A 17580-nucleotide genomic window follows, 5' to 3' on the forward strand; every position below is an offset into this window, starting at 1 on the left:
CACTGCAAATTTTCTTGCAACGGCTGTGCCGATATGTATAATTCAATCCATCGAACGACGGCGCATGAGAGCGCGCCAGAGTGCGAAAGCGAAAGTCGGTAACGTACCCAAATCGCTCGTCGCACCGCCCGCCAAGACCGGCCCCGTCGATCGCCCGGTGTCTCCTCCACCCTCCTCCTTTGGTGGATTCGAACCCAAGTCCAACCGACTTGGGTTTTTTTTCGTCTTTTGCAAGGGCGGCCCAGCGAAATCGTGACGCGGGCTGCCCATCCAGTTCTATGGCCCTTTGCTGGCCACCGGCCATCTTGACGAAAAGCCACAACTTTGCTTGTGCGATCGACTCGACAGCCCGTATAATGGCCGACTTTTCCGGTCATTGCCCCCGGAAAGAAGTCAGGGAGAGCCTGCAGATACAAGCAGGAAGGTCAGGTCCAAAGGACCGGCCGATTGACAGGACGCTAAAACGGCGACCGTCACCTCGGGCAGTTTTCAAAATTCAGGAAAAATCATGAAGACCTTTTCCGCCAAGCCTGCAGAGGTAAAGCGCGACTGGTACGTGATTGACGCGACGGACAAAGTCCTCGGCCGTGTTGCCAGCGAAGTGGCACGCCGACTGCGCGGCAAGCACAAGCCGGAATTCACTCCTCACGTCGATACTGGTGATTTCATCATCATCGTCAATGCGGCCAAGCTGCGCGTGACGGGTACCAAGGAACAGGACAAGAAGTACTACCGTCACTCGGGTTACCCGGGCGGTATCTACGAAACCACGTTCGGCAAGATGCAGCAGCGTTTCCCGGGTCGCGCCCTGGAAAAGGCTGTTAAGGGCATGCTGCCTAAGGGTCCGCTGGGCTACGCGATGATCAAGAAGCTGAAGGTTTATGCCGAAGCCGAACATCCGCATAGCGCACAGCAGCCCAAGGTGCTGGAAATCTAAAGGGGCCAATATCCATGATCGGTAACTGGAATTACGGTACTGGCCGCCGCAAGAGCGCCGTGGCTCGTGTCTTCATCAAGTCGGGCAAGGGCGATATCATCGTCAATGGCAAGCCCATCAAAGAGTACTTCGCTCGCGAAACCTCGCTGATGATCGTGCGCCAGCCGCTGGAGCTGACCGCTCACGCCGAAACGTTCGACATCAAGGTCAATGTGACCGGTGGTGGCGAAACCGGCCAGGCCGGTGCTGTCCGTCACGGCATCACCCGTGCCCTGATCGACTACGATGCCACGCTGAAGCCGACCCTGTCGAAGGCAGGCTACGTTACGCGTGACGCCCGTGAAGTCGAGCGTAAGAAGGTCGGTCTGCACAAGGCACGTCGCCGCAAGCAGTTCTCGAAGCGCTAATGCGCATTTGCCAGGTTCCGCCAAGCGGAGCCGGCAAATCCAGAAAAACCGCACGCCCTGGCGTGCGGTTTTTTTTCGTCCAAAGCAAGCCCAGGTCAAATGCCGGCACGGCCCATGTATGCCGATTGCTACAATTTTCATTCGCGCGATGACCAGCCAGCGATACAATCACCGGCCTGCGGAATGAGGGGGCGAACAATGGGTCGAGGGATGGCACGATGGGCGTGACGTACCGGCCGCTGCGGCCGCGCCGCGGCTTGCGCTCGCATGCGGCGGTGATCCGCCAGCAACGGCCTTGGCGCGTCTGGGTACTTGTGGTCGCGCTGCTTCTGGTCGGGGGTGCGTTGGCGGCCTGGATGTATGAAATGGGCCGCCGCGCCGGCAAGCCGGCTGTCGAGTCGTTCACGGATGGCTCCGAAAAGATCGCGCAGCTGCAGCAGCAACTGGTCGATGTCACTGGAGAGCGTGATCGATTGCGGGCTACTGCGAATACTGCCGGAGCGGAGTTGCAGATGGCCCGTGCGGCACAGGAGCGGCTGGCCCAGCAGCTCAAGACCGCCGAAGCCGACGTCGGGCAGCTCAAGGAGGATCTTGGATTCTTCGAATCGTTGCTCCCGGCCACCGGGGACACCTCGGGCATCCACGTGCGGAGTTTCCGAGTCGCGTTGGACGAGGCCCAGCCGCGTGCCGTGCACTATCGGCTGCTTGCGATGCAAGGTGGGTCGAAGGCCTTCGTCGAGCAGCCGGATTTCATGGGTGAGCTACAGTTCACTATCTCGGCGGTTCGCGACGGCAAGCCGTTGACATTGACCTTGCCGCAGCCGGGAGATCCGCCGTTGCCAAAAGTGAGGCTTACGCATTACCAGCGCATCGAAGGCGATCTGATGGTTCCGCAGGGCGCTGAAGTACGTGCCGTCATGGTCCGCATCGTCCAGAACGGCCAAGTCCGTGCAACGCAGTCGGCTACGCCCTAGTCTGCGCGAAAAGGAGAGAAAGCATGCTGTTTTCGAAGAAGAAAGGCCTGTCCATCGACACCCTGATCGGGCTGGGTGCCACGATCGAGGGCGATGTTACGTTTTCCGGGGGGCTTCGTCTCGATGGTCGGGTGCGTGGCAACGTGATAGCTGCCGAAGGCAAGTCGAGCATGCTCGTGATCAGCGAGAAGGGGCTTGTCGAGGGCGAGATCCGTGTGGACCACCTGATCCTGAACGGCACCGTGACCGGTCCGGTGCATGCTGCGGAGTTGCTCGAACTGCAGCCGCACGCGCGGGTGTATGGAGAGGTGCGCTACGCAGCGCTCGAAATGCATCAGGGCGCAATCGTCGAAGGTCGTCTTGTGCCGCTGACGCAAACCGAGGTGAGGGCGCTGCCGAACCTCGCTCCGTCCGCGGAAGCCAAGACTGACGCGCCGGCCAATGATGGCGAGGCGACGGCGTCGGACCAGGCAGCCGATAACGACAAGGCGCCGGAAGGCGCGGGCGTGCCGGCCTGAGTGGAGCAAGCGGTACCCCGAGGGCCCAGAGCCCCTTGAAAACAAGGGGTTTCGGCACGATTTGCCAGTAACGCTTAGAATACGGGCGTATCTAACCAGGAGATTCCCATGAACGCAGTCGCAGAGGCACCCGCAACCGAGGACGTGCCGGCACCGTTCGTCTTTACCGACAGCGCAGCCGACAAGGTCAAGCAGTTGATCGAGGAAGAGGGCAATGCCGAACTGAAGCTGCGCGTGTTTGTGCAGGGTGGCGGCTGCTCGGGCTTCCAGTACGGCTTCACCTTCGATGAAGATGTGAACGAAGACGACACCACGATGGTCAAGAACGGCGTCACGCTGTTGATTGACTCGATGAGCTACCAGTATCTGGTGGGCGCCGAGATCGACTACAAGGAAGACATCAACGGTGCGCAGTTCGTGATCAAGAACCCGAACGCATCGACCACCTGCGGTTGCGGTTCGTCGTTCTCGGTCTGAGCCGGGTTCGTCCCCCAAAGAAAAAGCGCACCAGTCGGTGCGCTTTTTTTGTTTTCGGGCCGTCGAAAATCCGACCGGATCAGCGTGCAGCCTATCTCGGATAGATGGCGCCAAGCACGCGCGGCCCCGCCGCACCGGTGACGGTGGCCACGTTGCCAGGTGCGCGGCGCGTGCACTGCCGTGCCAGCCATGCGAACGCAATGGCTTCCACTTGCGACACTGGCACGCCGAAATCGCCCGTCGTCTGCACCAACACACCCGGTAACTGATTTGCCATCGTCGTCATGACGAAGTCGTTGTGCGCACCGCCGCCACATACGATCAACCGTCGCGCCTCGGGCGCATACCGTTGCACGTCCTGGGCGATCGCCGTGGCTGTCAGCGTGGCCAGTGTGGCCTGGATGTCTACCGGCTGCGGCTGGGCATTGCCATATGTGTCAAGCAGCGATTGCAGCCAGCCCGGATGAAACAGGTCGCGCCCGGTGCTCTTGGGCGGCAACGCGCGAAAGTAGGGCTCGGCGAGCATCTGGTCCAACAGGCTTTCGTCGACTTTGCCACTGGCCGCCCACGCGCCACCATCATCGTATGGCGTGCCACGGTGGCGATGAATCCAGTCGTCGAGCAGCGCATTGCCCGGGCCGCAGTCGAACCCCGTCACCGGGCGCCCGGTGCCAGCCGCAGGCAGGATGCTGATGTTCGAAATTCCGCCGATGTTGCAGACCACACGCGTTTCGTCGGCAGCGCCGAACAGCGCGGCGTGTACTGCGGGCACCAGCGGCGCGCCTTGCCCGCCGGCGGCGACATCGCGGCTGCGGAAGTCAGCCACCACGTCTATGCCCGTCAGTTCGGCCAGCAGCGCCGGGTGCTGGCTCTGCCGGGTATATCCAGTGCCATCGTACTGGCCCGGCCGGTGACGGATCGTCTGGCCGTGCGCGCCGATGGCCGCCACGCGGTCGGCCGTCACACTGGCCGTCCGGAGCAACGTTGCCACGCAATCGGCGTAGACGCGCGCCAGGCCGTTCGATGCCAGTGCTTCGCGATGGATCTCGTCGTCGCCGGGCTGCTGCAGGGCGCCAAACGCCTCGCGCAGCGGCGCGGGGAACGGTGTATGGGCGGCCGCCAGCACCGCCGGCTGTGCACCGGAGAAGTCGACGAGCACGCCGTCCGCGCCGTCCATGGAGGTGCCGGACATCAGGCCGATAAACATCTCGCTGGACTGCGGGGAGGCGGGCATGGTCAGTTACTGGCCGTCAGGACGTTGTAGGTGCGCAGCATGTTGATCCGGCTCAGCATGGCGCTCGTGTAGTTCAGGAACTCCGAGCGCGACTTGCCGGTCAGCGTGGGCGCTTCCATCAGTGTCGTCGTCAGCGGATTCTGAGGCACGTCGTTGTAGCGGAATTCGTAATGCAGGTGCGGCCCGGTAGCCCAGCCGGTGGACCCGACGTAGCCGATTACCTCGCCCTGGCCGACGTGCTGGCCGTCACGCAGGCCGGCAAAACCGGACAGGTGGGCGTAGTAAGTCGAATAGCCACCGGCATGTCGCAGGATGATCAAGTTGCCGTAGCCGTTTTGCTGGCCCACGAACTCTACCGTGCCTTCGCCCGAGGCGAACACCTTGGTGCCCGTGGGGGCGGCGAAGTCGACGCCCTTGTGCTGCGCCCACTTGTGATGCAACGGATGGTCGCGGCCGCCGAAGCCCGACGAGACGCGCGAGAACTCCACCGGCGAACGCAGGAACGGGCGCTTCATGCTGCGGCCGTCGAACGTGTAGTAGGCCCCGGGCTCGCCGTCCGTGGGCGAATACCAGAGCGCCTGGTACAGCGTGTTCCGGTTGATCAGTTCGATCGCCACCACGCGGCCGTTGCGCACGAAGGCGCCGTCGCGGAAGCCGGCTTCGTAGACGATGCGGAAACGGTCGCCACGGGTAATGTCATGGTGGAAGTCGATGACCCCCGAGAAGATCGAGATCATCTGGCTGACGATCTCGTCCGGTACGTTCGCCGCGTCCATCGACTTGAAGAAGCCGTTGTTCTCGATGGCGCCAGAGGCCATCTCGTAGTGCACGTCGTTGTCCACCGACGCGATACGCGCCCTGTACGTGTAGTCGCCGCCGTCTTTCTGCGGGGCCACGCGCTCGACCACGAGTTCGCGAGAGCTCGCGGCGTCGCCGCCCAGGTTGGCCTGTAGCGCGACCAGCAGATTGCTGTCGTCGATCTCGGCCTGCACCGTCTGGCCGGGATTCAGGCCGAACAGGCCACGAGCGGTCGGGTTCTTGAGGATGAACGATTGCGCATCAGGATCGTCGACGCCGAGCCGGCGCAGCAGCGTGGCGATGGTGTCGCCGCGCTGCATTCGTTCCTGACGCACGTAGACACTCTGCTCGTCCGTTTCGGTGAGCAGTTCGAGTTGCTGGCGCACATCCGGCATCCGCAGGGCCTGCTCGACGCGCGGGGCCAGCGGATCATCGAAGGCGTTGCGCGGGGCAACGCCCATGGCTGCAGCCATGCCAAGGGTGAAAACCGTGCCAACGGCGACGGTCAATTGTTTGCGGCGACGCGCGTGCTGGGGATTGGTAGGGTCGACGAGTACCACCAGCTCGCGCGCGAAAACTTCGCGGAGACTAGACCACATCACGTAGAATTCAAGCTTTCCGTATTACCTAGGGCCGCTGCCGCGACGATATGTGTCGTCTGCCTTCCTCCCCCGAGGTGCGGTGCGGGCGTTGTTTGTATGCCGCCTAGAATGACGGTTGGCCGACGGTTTATCCCGTCTGGCGCAAAGCGCGGATTATACCAGAACGAATCTGATTGTCCGTCGCAAATTCTTTATAGATTTCAAAGACTTACGTCATGAGTGAAGTGTCCCCGGCCGCCGCGGCCAACTATCCACTTACGCCGTCGGTGATGCGCGCACTGGAGATCACCAAGCGCGGCTGCGACGAGCTCCTGGTTGAATCCGAATGGTTGCAGAAGCTGGCCCGCAGCGAGGCCACTGGCGTGCCGCTGCGGATCAAGCTTGGCCTGGACCCGACCGCGCCCGACATCCATCTGGGCCACACCGTGGTCCTGAACAAGCTGCGCCAGCTCCAGGATCTGGGCCACCAGGTGATCTTCCTGATCGGCGATTTCACGTCGACGATCGGCGATCCCTCCGGCCGCAACTCCACTCGTCCGCCGCTGACCCGGGAGCAGATCGAGGCCAACGCCCAGACCTACTACCGCCAGGCCAGCCTGGTGCTCGATCCGGCACGTACCGAAATCCGCTACAACAGCGAGTGGTGTGACCCATTGGGCGCCCGCGGCATGATCCAGCTCGCGGCCAAGTACACCGTGGCCCGGATGATGGAGCGCGATGACTTCACCAAACGGTTTCGGTCTGGGATTCCGATTTCGGTCCATGAGTTCCTTTATCCGCTCATGCAGGGCTACGATTCCGTGGCGCTGAAGTCGGATCTGGAGCTGGGCGGCACCGACCAGAAGTTCAATCTGCTGGTGGGCCGCGAGCTGCAGAAGGAGTACGGCCAGGAATCGCAGTGCATCCTGACGATGCCGCTGCTGGTGGGTCTGGACGGCGTTGAGAAGATGTCAAAGTCCAAGAACAACTACATCGGCGTGACCGAGGCCCCGAACGACATGTTCGGCAAGCTGATGAGCATCTCGGACGAACTGATGTGGCAGTACTACACGCTGCTGTCGTTCCGCCCGATGAGCGAGATCGACCTGATGAAGAGTGAAGTGGCACTGGGCCGCAACCCGCGCGACTGCAAGGTGGCTCTGGCCCAGGAGATCGTCACGCGTTTCCACAGCCAGGCCGATGCCGAGAAGGCGCTCGAGGACTTCAATCACCGCGCTCGTGGCGGCGTGCCCGACGACATCCCGGCCGTGAGCCTCGAAGGCGCGCCGCTGGGCATTGCCCAATTGCTCAAGCAGGCCAATCTCGTGCCGTCGACGTCCGAGGCCAACCGCAATATCGAGCAGGGTGGCGTGAAGATCGATGGCGCCGTGGTCAGCGACAAGTCGACCAAGGTGGTCGCCGGCACGTACGTGGTGCAGGTGGGCAAGCGCCGCTTCGCGCGCGTGACGCTTTCCTGAGCCCGGGTCCGCGATGATCGCCCTGATCCAGCGCGTTTCGCAGGCGCGCGTGACCGTGGATGGCCGCACCACCGGCGAGATCGGTGCGGGCCTGCTGGCGCTGGTCTGTGCCGAGCGCGGCGACACCGAGGCGCAGGCCGAGCGATTGCTGGCCAAGCTGCTGTCGTACCGTGTGTTTTCCGACGCGGAAGGGCGGATGAACCTGCCGGTGCAGAACATGGACGGCCAGGGCAACGCAGGCGGGCTGCTCGTGGTGTCCCAGTTCACGCTGGCTGCCGATACCAACAGCGGCACCCGGCCGAGCTTCACCCCGGCTGCCGCGCCCGAGGACGGCCGCCGCCTTTACGATCATTTCGTGACCCGCGCCCGCGCCGCGCATCCGTCGGTGCAGACCGGCGAGTTCGGCGCGATGATGCAGGTCAGCCTGACCAACGATGGTCCCGTGACGTTCTGGCTGCGCGTGCCACCGGCAGCGAATGCCTGACGTCGCCCGAGATCGACACCCAAGGAGATCCCCATGAAACTCTGGAGCAAGGCCTTTGCCGACAATGCGCCGATTCCCGGCGAGTTTGCGTTTTGCGTGCCCGACTCGGCCAGTCATGTCGCGCTGTCGAGCAACCGCAACCCGGATCTGCATTGGGATGACGTGCCCGCCGCCACCCGTTCGTTCGTGCTGATCTGCCACGACCGCGATGTGCCGAGCAAGGGCGACGACGTCAATCAGGAGGGCCGCGAGGTTCCGGAATCGCTGCCGCGCGTGGACTTTTTCCACTGGGTGCTGATCGACGTTCCGCCCGGTCTGCACACGATCTCAGCCGGCTCGCACAGCGACGGCGTGATCGCGCGAGGCAAGCCGGGCCCCGAGGCGCTGGTGGGTACCGCCACGGCTGGCGGCCTGCGCCACGGCCTGAACGACTACACGGGCTGGTTCGCCGGTGACGCGGACATGAAGGGCGACTACTTCGGCTATGACGGCCCGTGCCCTCCGTGGAACGATTCGATCATTCACCACTACGTGTTCACCGTGTACGCGCTCGATATCGACCGCGTTCCGGTCGAAGGCAAGTTCACCGGTGCCGACGTGCGCCGCGCGATCCAGGGCCATGTTCTGGCCGAGGCCAGCCTGACCGGCACATACACCCTTAACCCGAGGCTCGTGAAGTAACCTCGTTCGCCCCGCCGGGCGTCAGATCCGGCCCGAACCGTCGCCCCCCGAGGAATCGGCAATGTCGCAAAGCACCGGCCCGCAATCGCTGGCCTACACCCACCTGATCGTGATTCGCCATGGCGAGACGGCCTGGAACCGCGAACGGCGGCTGCAGGGCCAGCTCGACATCCCACTGAATGACACGGGCCGCGCCCAGGCGCGCGCGCTGGCCGAGGCGCTGGCCGGCGAGCCGATCGACGCGGTCTATTCGAGTGACCTGGGCCGTGCCATGCAGACGGCGGCGCCGTTGGCCGAGACGCTGGGTTTGCAAGTGCGGCCCGAGCGTCGACTGCGGGAGCGTTGCTATGGCGATCTGGAGGGGATGACCTACGCTGAAGTGGCGGAGAAGCGCCCTGAGGATTTCGCGCGCTGGCAGGCGCGCGTGCCCGACTACGCGCCGCCCGAGGGCGAATCGCTGCGCGAGTTTCACGATCGGGCGGTCGAGGTGGCGCTGTATCTGTCGCGGCGCCATCCTGGCGAGCGGATCGCGCTGGTGGCACACGGAGGCGTCCTCGACTGCCTCTACCGCGAGGCTGCCGGCATGACCCTCGAAGCGCCGCGCGAGCACGAACTGCTCAATGCCAGCGTCAACCGCCTGCGGTGCGACACCGCCCACCTCACGCTGCTGCAGTGGGCCGACGTCAGCCACCTCGAGGCGCTGGCGCTGGACGAAGTCGATCGACGCGTCCCCTGATACTCCTGATCCCCCTGATCCGATTCTCCGGGTCACGCCCTGGCGTCCTGCCGCGAGCGTCGGTGCAATAAAAAACTCCCGGCCACGGCCGGGAGTTGTCCAATCGCAGAGGAGGAGAGACCCTGCGAATTACAGGTCCAGCTTGCTGATCTTGGACCCGTCCAGTGAAACGTCGAACATCAGGCCGGCATTGGTCTGGACGAAGCCGATCACCGGCTGCTGGCCAGTAACCGTATCCACCTTGCCGTTCGCGCCGACCTTGGCCAGTGCCACGCTGGCATCGACGCCAGCAGTCCAGCCCTTGGCCTGCAAGAACTTGTTGTAGGCTTCCGGCGTCATGAACATGATGATCACCGAGCGCGACTGGCCGCCAGCCGTCAGGCCGAACGACGCGGCGAGCGTGCGGTAGTAACCCACATTCGCGCCCTTGCTGCGCAGCACGCCGTCGCCGTACTCGCCGCCAATCACCAGGCCACCGGCCAGCACGCGCGGGAACACCAGAATGCCCTGTGCCTTGTCGGCTAGTTCGCGCGAGCCATTGACCGACGTGAACAGCCGGTTCAGCGCGCCGTCGGCGCCGGCATCGATTTCCTGGCGCCGCGCGGCCGCGTCTTTCGAATCGCTGGAGCCCGTGGTCGTGCAACCTGCAGCCATGGCGGTAGCGACGAGCAGGCCGGAACCTGCCATACGGGTGACAAAGTTGCGTCGATTCATTGTTGTTCTCCTGATTGGGATGGCAGGTGGATTCTCCGGCTGAAAATCAGCCGGCATTCGGCGACTTGACGGTGATGGCCACCACTTCGCGCACAACAATCTTGGCCATTTGGCCCTGCTTAATGCTCGCCAGGTCGATATTCGGGTCCTGCACCTTCACGGTACGCAGGGTTTCACGCGGGCCGCGGAAGGTCACCATACGTTTTGCCACGTCTACCTTGGTGATCTGAGCGGTGATCGTGGTCGTGATTTCACGCATCACGCCAGGCTTGCCGCCCTCGGCGGCGTGGGAAACGCGTTCCACCTGCTCCAGCAGCGGGGTGTCCTTGCTGTCCACCGGCTGGAGCGCTGCCACCACCGCCGCGCCGCGCGTGAGCGTCACGATATCGCCCTTGTGCACGTTGCCGATGTTCTTGGCTTCATCGCCAGCCACGAGTTCGACCAGATTGCCGCGCGGGCCCTGGACGAGTACGGCCTTCGACTGCGGATCGACATCGACCACCTTGCCACTGACCACGGCTTCCTCGGCCACGCCGATCGGCGCCGGCGTCTTTGCCTGCGGCTTTTGCGCGTGCGCCACGCCCGTCGCGCCGATCGCCAGGGCCGCCGCCGCGGCAAGTACGGAGATCAGGGAAGTTGGTTTGGCTCGCAAATTCATTTCTGATCCTTATGGCGCAAACGCGCACCTGTAATTAAAGGGGATGCAGCCATTGTGGACAAGCGGCCAGAGGCCAGCAATCCACTTCGAAAAAATTTGCGACGGGGTGCTAAAACGTTTAAATGGCGCGCCTGGCGGTCGCCGGGGCATCTGGAGGCGCAAAAAAAAGGCCGTGGAACGGCCTTGGGCGGGATGCGGAAAATCAGAGCCCTTCGGCGAGATCGGCGCCACCGTCGCGGGGCGATGCCAGCCCGAAATGGCGGTAGGCGGCGGCTGTCGCCATACGTCCTCGCGGCGTCCGCTGCAGGTAGCCCTGTTGGATCATGTAGGGCTCCAGCACGTCCTCGATCGTGTCGCGGGCTTCGCCGATCGCTGCGGCCAGATTGTCCACGCCGACCGGGCCACCGTCGAATTTATGCAACACGGCTTCCAGCAGCTTGCGGTCCATCAGGTCGAAGCCAACGCTATCCACGTCGAGCATCTCCAGTGCGGCATCGGCCAGCTCTCTAGTGATCGTTCCGTCGCTTTTCACTTCAGCAAAGTCACGCACGCGACGTAGCAGCCGATTGGCGATCCGGGGCGTGCCGCGCGCGCGGCGGGCAATTTCCAATGCGCCGGCCGGGTCAATGGCGGCATTCAGCAACAGCGCCGAGCGAGCGACGATGCGTGCGAGCTCGTCCGGGGTGTAGAACTCGAGCCGCGCCACGATGCCGAAACGGTCGCGCAGCGGATTGGTCAGCATCCCCGCGCGCGTGGTGGCGCCCACCAGCGTGAAGGGTTGCAGGTCGAGCTTGACCGAGCGGGCCGCCGGACCTTCGCCGATCATGATGTCGATCTGGTAGTCCTCCAGCGCCGGGTACAGGATTTCCTCGACCACCGGCGACAAACGGTGAATTTCGTCGATGAAGAGGACGTCGTGGGCTTCGAGGTTGGTCAGCAGGGCGGCCAGATCGCCCGGGCGCTCGAGCACCGGCCCCGATGTCTGGCGCAGATTGACGCCCATCTCGCGCGCGATGATGTGGGCCAGCGTGGTCTTGCCCAAGCCGGGCGGCCCGAACAGCAGCACGTGGTCCAGTGCCTCGCGGCGCTTGCGGGCCGCGTGCATGAAGATGTCGAGCTGGCCGCGCACCTTCTCCTGACCGACGTACTCGTCGAGCAGCTTGGGCCGTAGCGCCCGCTCGAACGCTTCTTCCTGCGTGGAAGCGGGCGTGGCCGAGATCACGCGGTCGGGCAGGCGGTCGGCGCCGGTCAGCTTGTCGGTTTCAATCATGGCAGTCAGAAGCAATTTGCCGCCATTCTACGCTGCGCCCCCCCGCCCCGAGCCGTTCGCGATGCGTCCTCAGCCTTTCGACAGCGCCTTCAGCGCAAGCTTGATACCGTCGGACACGCCAGTGCCGGCCGGCACCTGCTTGATGGCCTGCGCGGCCTCCTTCTCCGAGTAGCCGAGCGCGAGCAGCGCGTTGAGGATGTCGACGGCGCTATCGGCCAGCGGTGTGGCGCCGGGAGCATGGCCAAGATCCGCGCCGAGTTTGCCCTTGAGCTCCAGTAGCAGCCGCTCTGCTGTCTTTTTGCCGATGCCCGGGATCTTGGTCAGTCGGCCCGCTTCCTGCATCGTCACGGCCTGCGCCAGTTCCGGCACCGACAGCCCAGACAGCACGGCCAGCGCCATGCGCGCGCCGACGCCGGTGATCTTGATCAGCTCCCGGAATGTATTGCGTTCGGTGGCCGTGGCAAAGCCGAAGAGCAGGTGCGCGTCCTCCCGCACGATCTGCTGGGTCAGCAGCGTTACGGGATGGCCGATCGCCGGCAGGTTGTAGAACGTGCTCATCGGCACATCGATCTCGTAGCCGACGCCATGGCAGTCGACCAGCAGATGCGGGGGATTCTTTTCGAGCAGGGTGCCAGCGATACGTCCGATCATGGTGGGTGCGATGGAGAAGCGAAATTGGCCGCAAGTGTAGCGCGGCCAGCGTGCTTAATGGCCGCCGTTGGCGGGGGGATCCACGGCGCGGCGACCCAGCGCCGGGTCGTCGGTGAAGACGCCGTCGACACCCGCGGCTGCGAAGGTCTGGATCTCGCTGATCATGCCGGCCGGGTTGCGTGTGGCATCGTCACCGGGCGCACGCAGCGATTTCGGCAGGAACGCGTTCTCGGGCCGGAATGTGTAAGGGTGCACTACCAGGCCCGCCGCGTGGGCGTTGGCGAGTAGCGCGGTCGGCGAGGCGAGATTGCCGCTGGCGTCGCGCGGGATCACGCTGTTCTTCTCGGGGCCGATGCCGTTGGCGTAGGTGGCCACTTCGCGAAGGCCGATCGGCTTCAACATGTCGGCGTACGTGCGCGTATCACCTGCCAGTCGCCAGTCCGCGGGACGGCTGCGCGGATTGCCGATAAGCTGGACGATCATCACGTTGGGCATCGAGTTACCCAGCAATCGCTTGACGGTGCGCAACGGCGCGGCTTCGAACGACTGCACATACACCGGCACGGTCTTCGCATAGGCGCTGCCCTGCAGCGCAGTCACGAGTCGCTCCTCCAGCGGCAGACCGATACCGCGGAAGTAAGTGGGATGCTTGAGTTCGGGATAGATCCCAACCGGGCGTCCACGCTTCATGGCGGCCAGCTCGGCGAGCTTCAGGATTTCGTCGAATGTCGGGATCTCGAACTGGTCATTGAGCTTTGCATTGGCGGGACGCAGCTTCGGAATCCGCTCCCGGGCGCGCAGCGTCTTCAGTTCGGCCAGCGTGAAGTCCTCGGTGAACCAGCCGGTCAGCCGCTCGCCGTCGATGACCTTCACACGCTTGCGGTCGGCGAACTCCGGCATCTCGGCCACATTGGTGGTACCCGTGATGTCGTTTTCGTGCCGCGCCACCAGTACGCCGTCCTTCGTTGCCACGAGATCGGGCTCGATGATGTCGGCGCCGTCGTCGATCGCCTTCTGATAGGACGCCAGCGTGTGTTCTGGCCGCAGCGCGCTAGCGCCGCGATGGCCGATGATCAGCACGGGCTTCGGCGCAGCGCTGGTGGTAGCGTATGCCGTGGATGGCGCCTCCCGCGCAGCAGTGGACGTGGGCGCACGAGGCGGCGCCGCGCAGCCGGCAATGAGGCCAGCGGTCAGCGCGGCAAGCGTGAATCGGGTGATGAACGGATGATGCATCGGTGCAGTCCTGACGGTGTCACGAACGACGATTGTAAACGCCGGCTGTAGCGGGCATCCGTAGGCGCTGCTCTGAAAATGGCAATCGATCGGCATCGATTCGCCGGCGACGAATCAGCCGACCAGCCGGCCGCGCCGCACGCGCATTCCCTTGCGCGCCAGCTCAGGCGCCAGCCCGGCCAGCGTGCCGAGGGTGTCGCCGCCATTGGCATGGCAGATCGCCACGCCAAGCGCATCGGCCGCATCGGAACTCGGACGGCCGGACAGCGACAGCAGCCGCATCACCATTTCCTGAACCTGCTCCTTGTTGGCCCGGCCGTATCCGACCACGGCCACCTTGAGCTGCAGCGCGGTGTATTCGAATACAGGCAGCCCTTGTCCGACCAGCCCGCAGATCGCCGCGCCGCGTGCCTGGCCGAGCAACAGGGTCGATTGCGGATTGACGTTGACGAAGACCTTTTCAATTGCTGCGCAGTCTGGCGCGTAGGTCCGCGCGACTTCGGAGATGCCGTCGTAGAGCGTCTTCAGGCGTTCGGGAAGGCTGGTCTCGCCATTGCTGCGGATCGTGCCCGACGCGACATAGGCGAGCTTGTTGCCGTGCTTTTCGAGCACGCCAAAGCCAGTGGTTCGCAAACCGGGGTCGATGCCGAGAATACGCATGAAGCAAGGGCAGGGGGAGATGGGCGTAGTGTAGAGGATTACGCCGCAGGGGAGGGGGTTGCGCGCCTCTCCCGTAGCGCGGGAGAGGCGTCGGGGCGAGGGCAGCGATGTGCCCTCGCTACCGTTTTAGTGGCGGAAGTGGCGCGTGCCGGTCAACACCATGGCGATGCCGCGCTCGTCGGCGGCGGCGATCACTTCATCGTCGCGCATCGAGCCGCCCGGCTGGATCACGCAAGTCGCGCCAGCGTCGACCACCACGTCCAGACCATCGCGGAACGGGAAGAACGCGTCCGATGCCACGGCCGAACCCGCCAGCGTGAGGCCGGCGTTCTGGGCCTTGATGCTGGCGATGCGTGCCGAGTCCACGCGGCTCATCTGACCCGCGCCCACGCCCAGCGTCATGCCGTTGCCGCAGAACACGATGGCGTTCGACTTGACGAACTTGGCCACGCGCCAGGCAAACATCAGATCGTCCATTTCCTTCGGCGTCGGATGACGGCGCGTCACCACGCGCAGTTCGGACGGCTGCACGTTGCGCGCATCCGGGCCCTGCACCAGCAGGCCGCCGCCCACGCGCTTCAGGTCGTACTGATTCACGCCCTTGCCCAGCGGAATCTCCAGCAGACGCACGTTCTGCTTGGCGGCGAACACGTTGCGCGCGGCCGCGCTGAACGACGGGGCGATCAGCACTTCCACGAACTGCTTGGCCACGGCTTGCGCGGCGGCTTCATCCAGTTCGACGTTGAAGGCAATGATGCCGCCGAAGGCCGAGGTCGAGTCGGTCTTGAAGGCCTTGTCGTAGGCTTCCAGCGCGTTCGCGCCAACCGCCACGCCGCACGGATTGGCGTGCTTGATGATCACGCATGCGGCGCTGTTGGCGGCGTCGAACGACTTGACGCATTCCCACGCGGCGTCGGCATCGGCGATGTTGTTGTAGGACAGTTCCTTGCCCTGCAACTGCACGTAGTTGGCCAGCGCGCCGTCAAAGGCCTTGAGGTCGCGGTAGAACGCGGCCGACTGGTGCGGGTTTTCGCCGTAGCGCATTTCCTGGACCTTCTCGAAGGCCAGGTTCAGCGTCTGCGGGTAGGCGCTGCGGGCCTGGTGCGACTTGTCGGCGCCGAGGCTGGTCAGGTAGTTCGTGATTGCGCCGTCGTATTGGGCGGTGTGGGCGAACACCTTGGTAGCCAGCCGGAAGTTCGTGTCGTAGCCGACGCTGTTGCCATTGGCGCGCATCTCGCCGAGTACCACCGCGTAATCGGCCGGATCGACGATCACGGTCACGTCGCGGTGATTCTTGGCCGCCGAGCGCAGCATGGTCGGGCCGCCGATGTCGATGTTCTCGATGGCGTCCGGCAGCGTGCAGTCATCCTTGGCCACGGTCTGCTGGAACGGGTACAGGTTCACCACCAGCAGGTCGATCGTCGGAATGTTGTGCTCGGCCAGGGCTGCCATGTGCTCCGGCAGGTCGCGACGGGCCAGAATGCCGCCGTGAACCTTCGGGTGCAGCGTCTTCACGCGGCCGTCGAGCATCTCGGGGAAGCCCGTGTAATCGGCCACCTCCGTGACAGGCAGGCCGGCCTCGGCCAGCAATTTGGCGGTACCGCCGGTGGAAAGCAGCGTGACGCCAAGCGCATTGAGTTCGCGCGCGAAGTCGACGATGCCGGTTTTGTCTGAAACGGAGAGAAGAGCTTGCTTGATCATGGCTGTGGGGAACGCGTCAAATTCAAAGTAAACCGTGTTGCTGCAGCTTCTTGCGAAGGGTGTTGCGGTTGATGCCGAGATACGCGGCTGCCAGTGACTGGTTGCGCTCGGCGCGCGTCATCACGGCTTCCAGCAGGGGCCGCTCGACGGCCTCCAGCACCATGTTGTACATGTTGGACGGCACTTCGCCGTCCAGATCGCGAAAGTAAGTATCCAGGCTGTCCCGGATGCATTGGTCGATAGCGTTGCGGCTCATGCGGCAAGCAATTCCCGTTTCTTGTTGTTGTCGAGCGCGTCGTCGTCCGGCGCGGCATTCTCGTCGACATAGACCAGGCGGTCGGAAATTGCAGCCTGTTCGTCGAAGAATGCGTTGACGGCCGCGAGTTGCGCGTCGGTGGATTCCAGTGTGTTCATGCGATGCCGGAACAGGTTCGCGCCCTTGAGGCCGCGCGTGTACCAGGCAATATGCTTGCGGGCGGTGCGCACTCCGGTGAACTCGCCGTAGAACGCGTAGTGGTCCGCCAGGTGATGGTTCATGATCGCGCGGATCTCGGCCACTTCTGGCGAGGGCAGCAGCTCGCCCGTCTTCAGGTAGTGCTCGATCTCGCGGAACAGCCAGGGGCGGCCCTGCGCGGCCCGGCCGATCATGATCGCGTCGGCGCCGGTCACGGCCAGCACATGTCGGGCCTTCTGCGGCGTGGTGATGTCGCCGTTGGCTACCACGGGGATGCGGATCGACGACTTGACGGCGGCAATCGTCTCGTACTCGGCTTCGCCATGATAGAGATCGGCGCGCGTGCGGCCGTGGATCGTCAGCATGCTGATGCCGGCGTCTTCCACCATGCGCGCCACGCGCAGCGCATTCTTGTGCTCGCGGTCCCAGCCGGTGCGGATCTTCAGCGTGACGGGCACGCGGTCGCCCACGGCGGCCACCACGGCTTCGACGATGCGCACGACCAGCGGCTCGTTCTGCAGCAGCGCCGAACCGGCGGCCACGTTGCAGACCTTCTTGGCCGGGCAGCCCATGTTGATGTCGATGATCTGGGCGCCGCGGTCCACGTTGTAGCGGGCCGCCTCGGCCATCATCGACGGCTCCGCGCCTGCGATCTGCACCGAGATCGGTTCCACCTCGCCGGCGTGGTTGGCGCGGCGCATGGTCTTTTCGCTTTTCCAGAGCTGGGCGTTCGACGCAACCATCTCGGACACCGCGTAGCCCGCGCCAAGCTGCTTGCAGAGCTGGCGGAAGGGCCGGTCGGTCACCCCGGCCATGGGGGCGACGAACAGGTTGTTGCGAAGTTGGTGCGGACCGATCTGCACGATGGAACGGTGTTGGGTGCGTTCAGGCGAAGCTGGCGATATGCAAAAACATGCCCCTGCCAAGCCTTGGG

The 17580-nt window shown here is 64.2% G+C and carries 20 protein-coding genes; 9 read left to right on the top strand and 11 right to left on the bottom strand.

The window, feature by feature from the left end:
• The first annotated feature begins 508 nt into the window (after window positions 1–508).
• From rplM to erpA, 5 genes are all read left to right on the top strand, one after another.
• Entirely contained in the window at window positions 509–937 is a 429-nt protein-coding gene (gene rplM / locus RMET_RS02070; RefSeq protein ID WP_008646003.1) for a 50S ribosomal protein L13, read from the top strand.
• Window positions 938–951: 14 nt separating this feature from the next.
• Complete coding sequence (rpsI, locus tag RMET_RS02075) at window positions 952–1344, top strand: 30S ribosomal protein S9 (RefSeq protein WP_008646004.1); 393 nt, start codon at window positions 952–954, stop codon at window positions 1342–1344.
• Between the two features lie 218 nt (window positions 1345–1562).
• A complete protein-coding gene (locus tag RMET_RS02080) occupies window positions 1563–2318 on the top strand; it encodes a DUF6776 family protein (protein WP_011515288.1) in 756 nt (251 codons plus the stop codon).
• Window positions 2319–2341: 23 nt separating this feature from the next.
• On the top strand, window positions 2342–2836 hold the full coding sequence (locus tag RMET_RS02085; protein ID WP_011515289.1) for a bactofilin family protein: 495 nt from the start codon (window positions 2342–2344) through the stop codon (window positions 2834–2836).
• A 108-nt stretch (window positions 2837–2944) separates the two neighbouring features.
• Window positions 2945–3313 (top strand): iron-sulfur cluster insertion protein ErpA, encoded by a 369-nt coding sequence (gene erpA / locus RMET_RS02090; protein ID WP_008646009.1) that lies wholly within the window; start codon window positions 2945–2947, stop codon window positions 3311–3313.
• 91 nt (window positions 3314–3404) lie between these two features.
• Here the strand turns inward: erpA and RMET_RS02095 are convergent, their stop codons facing one another.
• Window positions 3405–4547 carry an anhydro-N-acetylmuramic acid kinase gene (locus RMET_RS02095; RefSeq protein ID WP_011515290.1) on the bottom strand — a complete coding sequence of 381 codons (1143 nt, stop codon included), beginning with the start codon at window positions 4545–4547 and terminating at the stop codon, window positions 3405–3407.
• A 2-nt stretch (window positions 4548–4549) separates the two neighbouring features.
• On the bottom strand, window positions 4550–5944 hold the full coding sequence (locus RMET_RS02100; protein WP_011515291.1) for a M23 family metallopeptidase: 1395 nt from the start codon (window positions 5942–5944) through the stop codon (window positions 4550–4552).
• 218 nt (window positions 5945–6162) lie between these two features.
• Between RMET_RS02100 and tyrS the strand changes: the two genes are divergently transcribed.
• From tyrS to RMET_RS02120, 4 genes are all read left to right on the top strand, one after another.
• A complete protein-coding gene (gene tyrS, locus RMET_RS02105) occupies window positions 6163–7404 on the top strand; it encodes a tyrosine--tRNA ligase (RefSeq protein WP_011515292.1) in 1242 nt (413 codons plus the stop codon).
• Between the two features lie 13 nt (window positions 7405–7417).
• Window positions 7418–7888, top strand: a complete 471-nt coding sequence (dtd, locus tag RMET_RS02110) for a D-aminoacyl-tRNA deacylase (protein ID WP_011515293.1) — start codon at window positions 7418–7420, stop codon at window positions 7886–7888.
• Window positions 7889–7921: 33 nt separating this feature from the next.
• Entirely contained in the window at window positions 7922–8569 is a 648-nt protein-coding gene (locus tag RMET_RS02115) for a YbhB/YbcL family Raf kinase inhibitor-like protein (protein ID WP_011515294.1), read from the top strand.
• A 61-nt stretch (window positions 8570–8630) separates the two neighbouring features.
• Window positions 8631–9305, top strand: coding sequence for a histidine phosphatase family protein (locus RMET_RS02120; RefSeq protein WP_011515295.1), 675 nt, complete (start codon window positions 8631–8633; stop codon window positions 9303–9305).
• A 129-nt stretch (window positions 9306–9434) separates the two neighbouring features.
• Here the strand turns inward: RMET_RS02120 and RMET_RS02125 are convergent, their stop codons facing one another.
• From RMET_RS02125 to dusB, 9 genes are all read right to left on the bottom strand, one after another.
• Window positions 9435–10019: a BPSL1445 family SYLF domain-containing lipoprotein gene (locus RMET_RS02125; RefSeq protein WP_011515296.1), complete on the bottom strand. Its 585-nt coding sequence runs from the start codon at window positions 10017–10019 to the stop codon at window positions 9435–9437.
• 46 nt (window positions 10020–10065) lie between these two features.
• Window positions 10066–10677 carry a hypothetical protein gene (locus RMET_RS02130; protein ID WP_011515297.1) on the bottom strand — a complete coding sequence of 204 codons (612 nt, stop codon included), beginning with the start codon at window positions 10675–10677 and terminating at the stop codon, window positions 10066–10068.
• Window positions 10678–10879: 202 nt separating this feature from the next.
• Window positions 10880–11947, bottom strand: coding sequence for a Holliday junction branch migration DNA helicase RuvB (gene ruvB, locus RMET_RS02135; protein WP_011515298.1), 1068 nt, complete (start codon window positions 11945–11947; stop codon window positions 10880–10882).
• Between the two features lie 69 nt (window positions 11948–12016).
• On the bottom strand, window positions 12017–12598 hold the full coding sequence (gene ruvA / locus RMET_RS02140) for a Holliday junction branch migration protein RuvA (protein WP_011515299.1): 582 nt from the start codon (window positions 12596–12598) through the stop codon (window positions 12017–12019).
• A gap of 54 nt (window positions 12599–12652) precedes the next feature.
• Entirely contained in the window at window positions 12653–13831 is a 1179-nt protein-coding gene (locus RMET_RS02145) for a glycerophosphodiester phosphodiesterase (RefSeq protein WP_011515300.1), read from the bottom strand.
• 114 nt (window positions 13832–13945) lie between these two features.
• A complete protein-coding gene (ruvC, locus tag RMET_RS02150) occupies window positions 13946–14491 on the bottom strand; it encodes a crossover junction endodeoxyribonuclease RuvC (RefSeq protein WP_008646027.1) in 546 nt (181 codons plus the stop codon).
• A 126-nt stretch (window positions 14492–14617) separates the two neighbouring features.
• On the bottom strand, window positions 14618–16192 hold the full coding sequence (gene purH, locus RMET_RS02155; RefSeq protein ID WP_011515301.1) for a bifunctional phosphoribosylaminoimidazolecarboxamide formyltransferase/IMP cyclohydrolase: 1575 nt from the start codon (window positions 16190–16192) through the stop codon (window positions 14618–14620).
• A 22-nt stretch (window positions 16193–16214) separates the two neighbouring features.
• Complete coding sequence (locus tag RMET_RS02160) at window positions 16215–16448, bottom strand: Fis family transcriptional regulator (protein WP_008646031.1); 234 nt, start codon at window positions 16446–16448, stop codon at window positions 16215–16217.
• On the bottom strand, window positions 16445–17509 hold the full coding sequence (gene dusB / locus RMET_RS02165) for a tRNA dihydrouridine synthase DusB (RefSeq protein ID WP_017513201.1): 1065 nt from the start codon (window positions 17507–17509) through the stop codon (window positions 16445–16447). Before dusB ends, RMET_RS02160 begins: the two co-directional genes overlap by 4 nt.
• Window positions 17510–17580 lie beyond the last annotated feature (71 nt).

This window comes from Cupriavidus metallidurans CH34 (assembly GCF_000196015.1).
GTDB lineage: Bacteria > Pseudomonadota > Gammaproteobacteria > Burkholderiales > Burkholderiaceae > Cupriavidus > Cupriavidus metallidurans.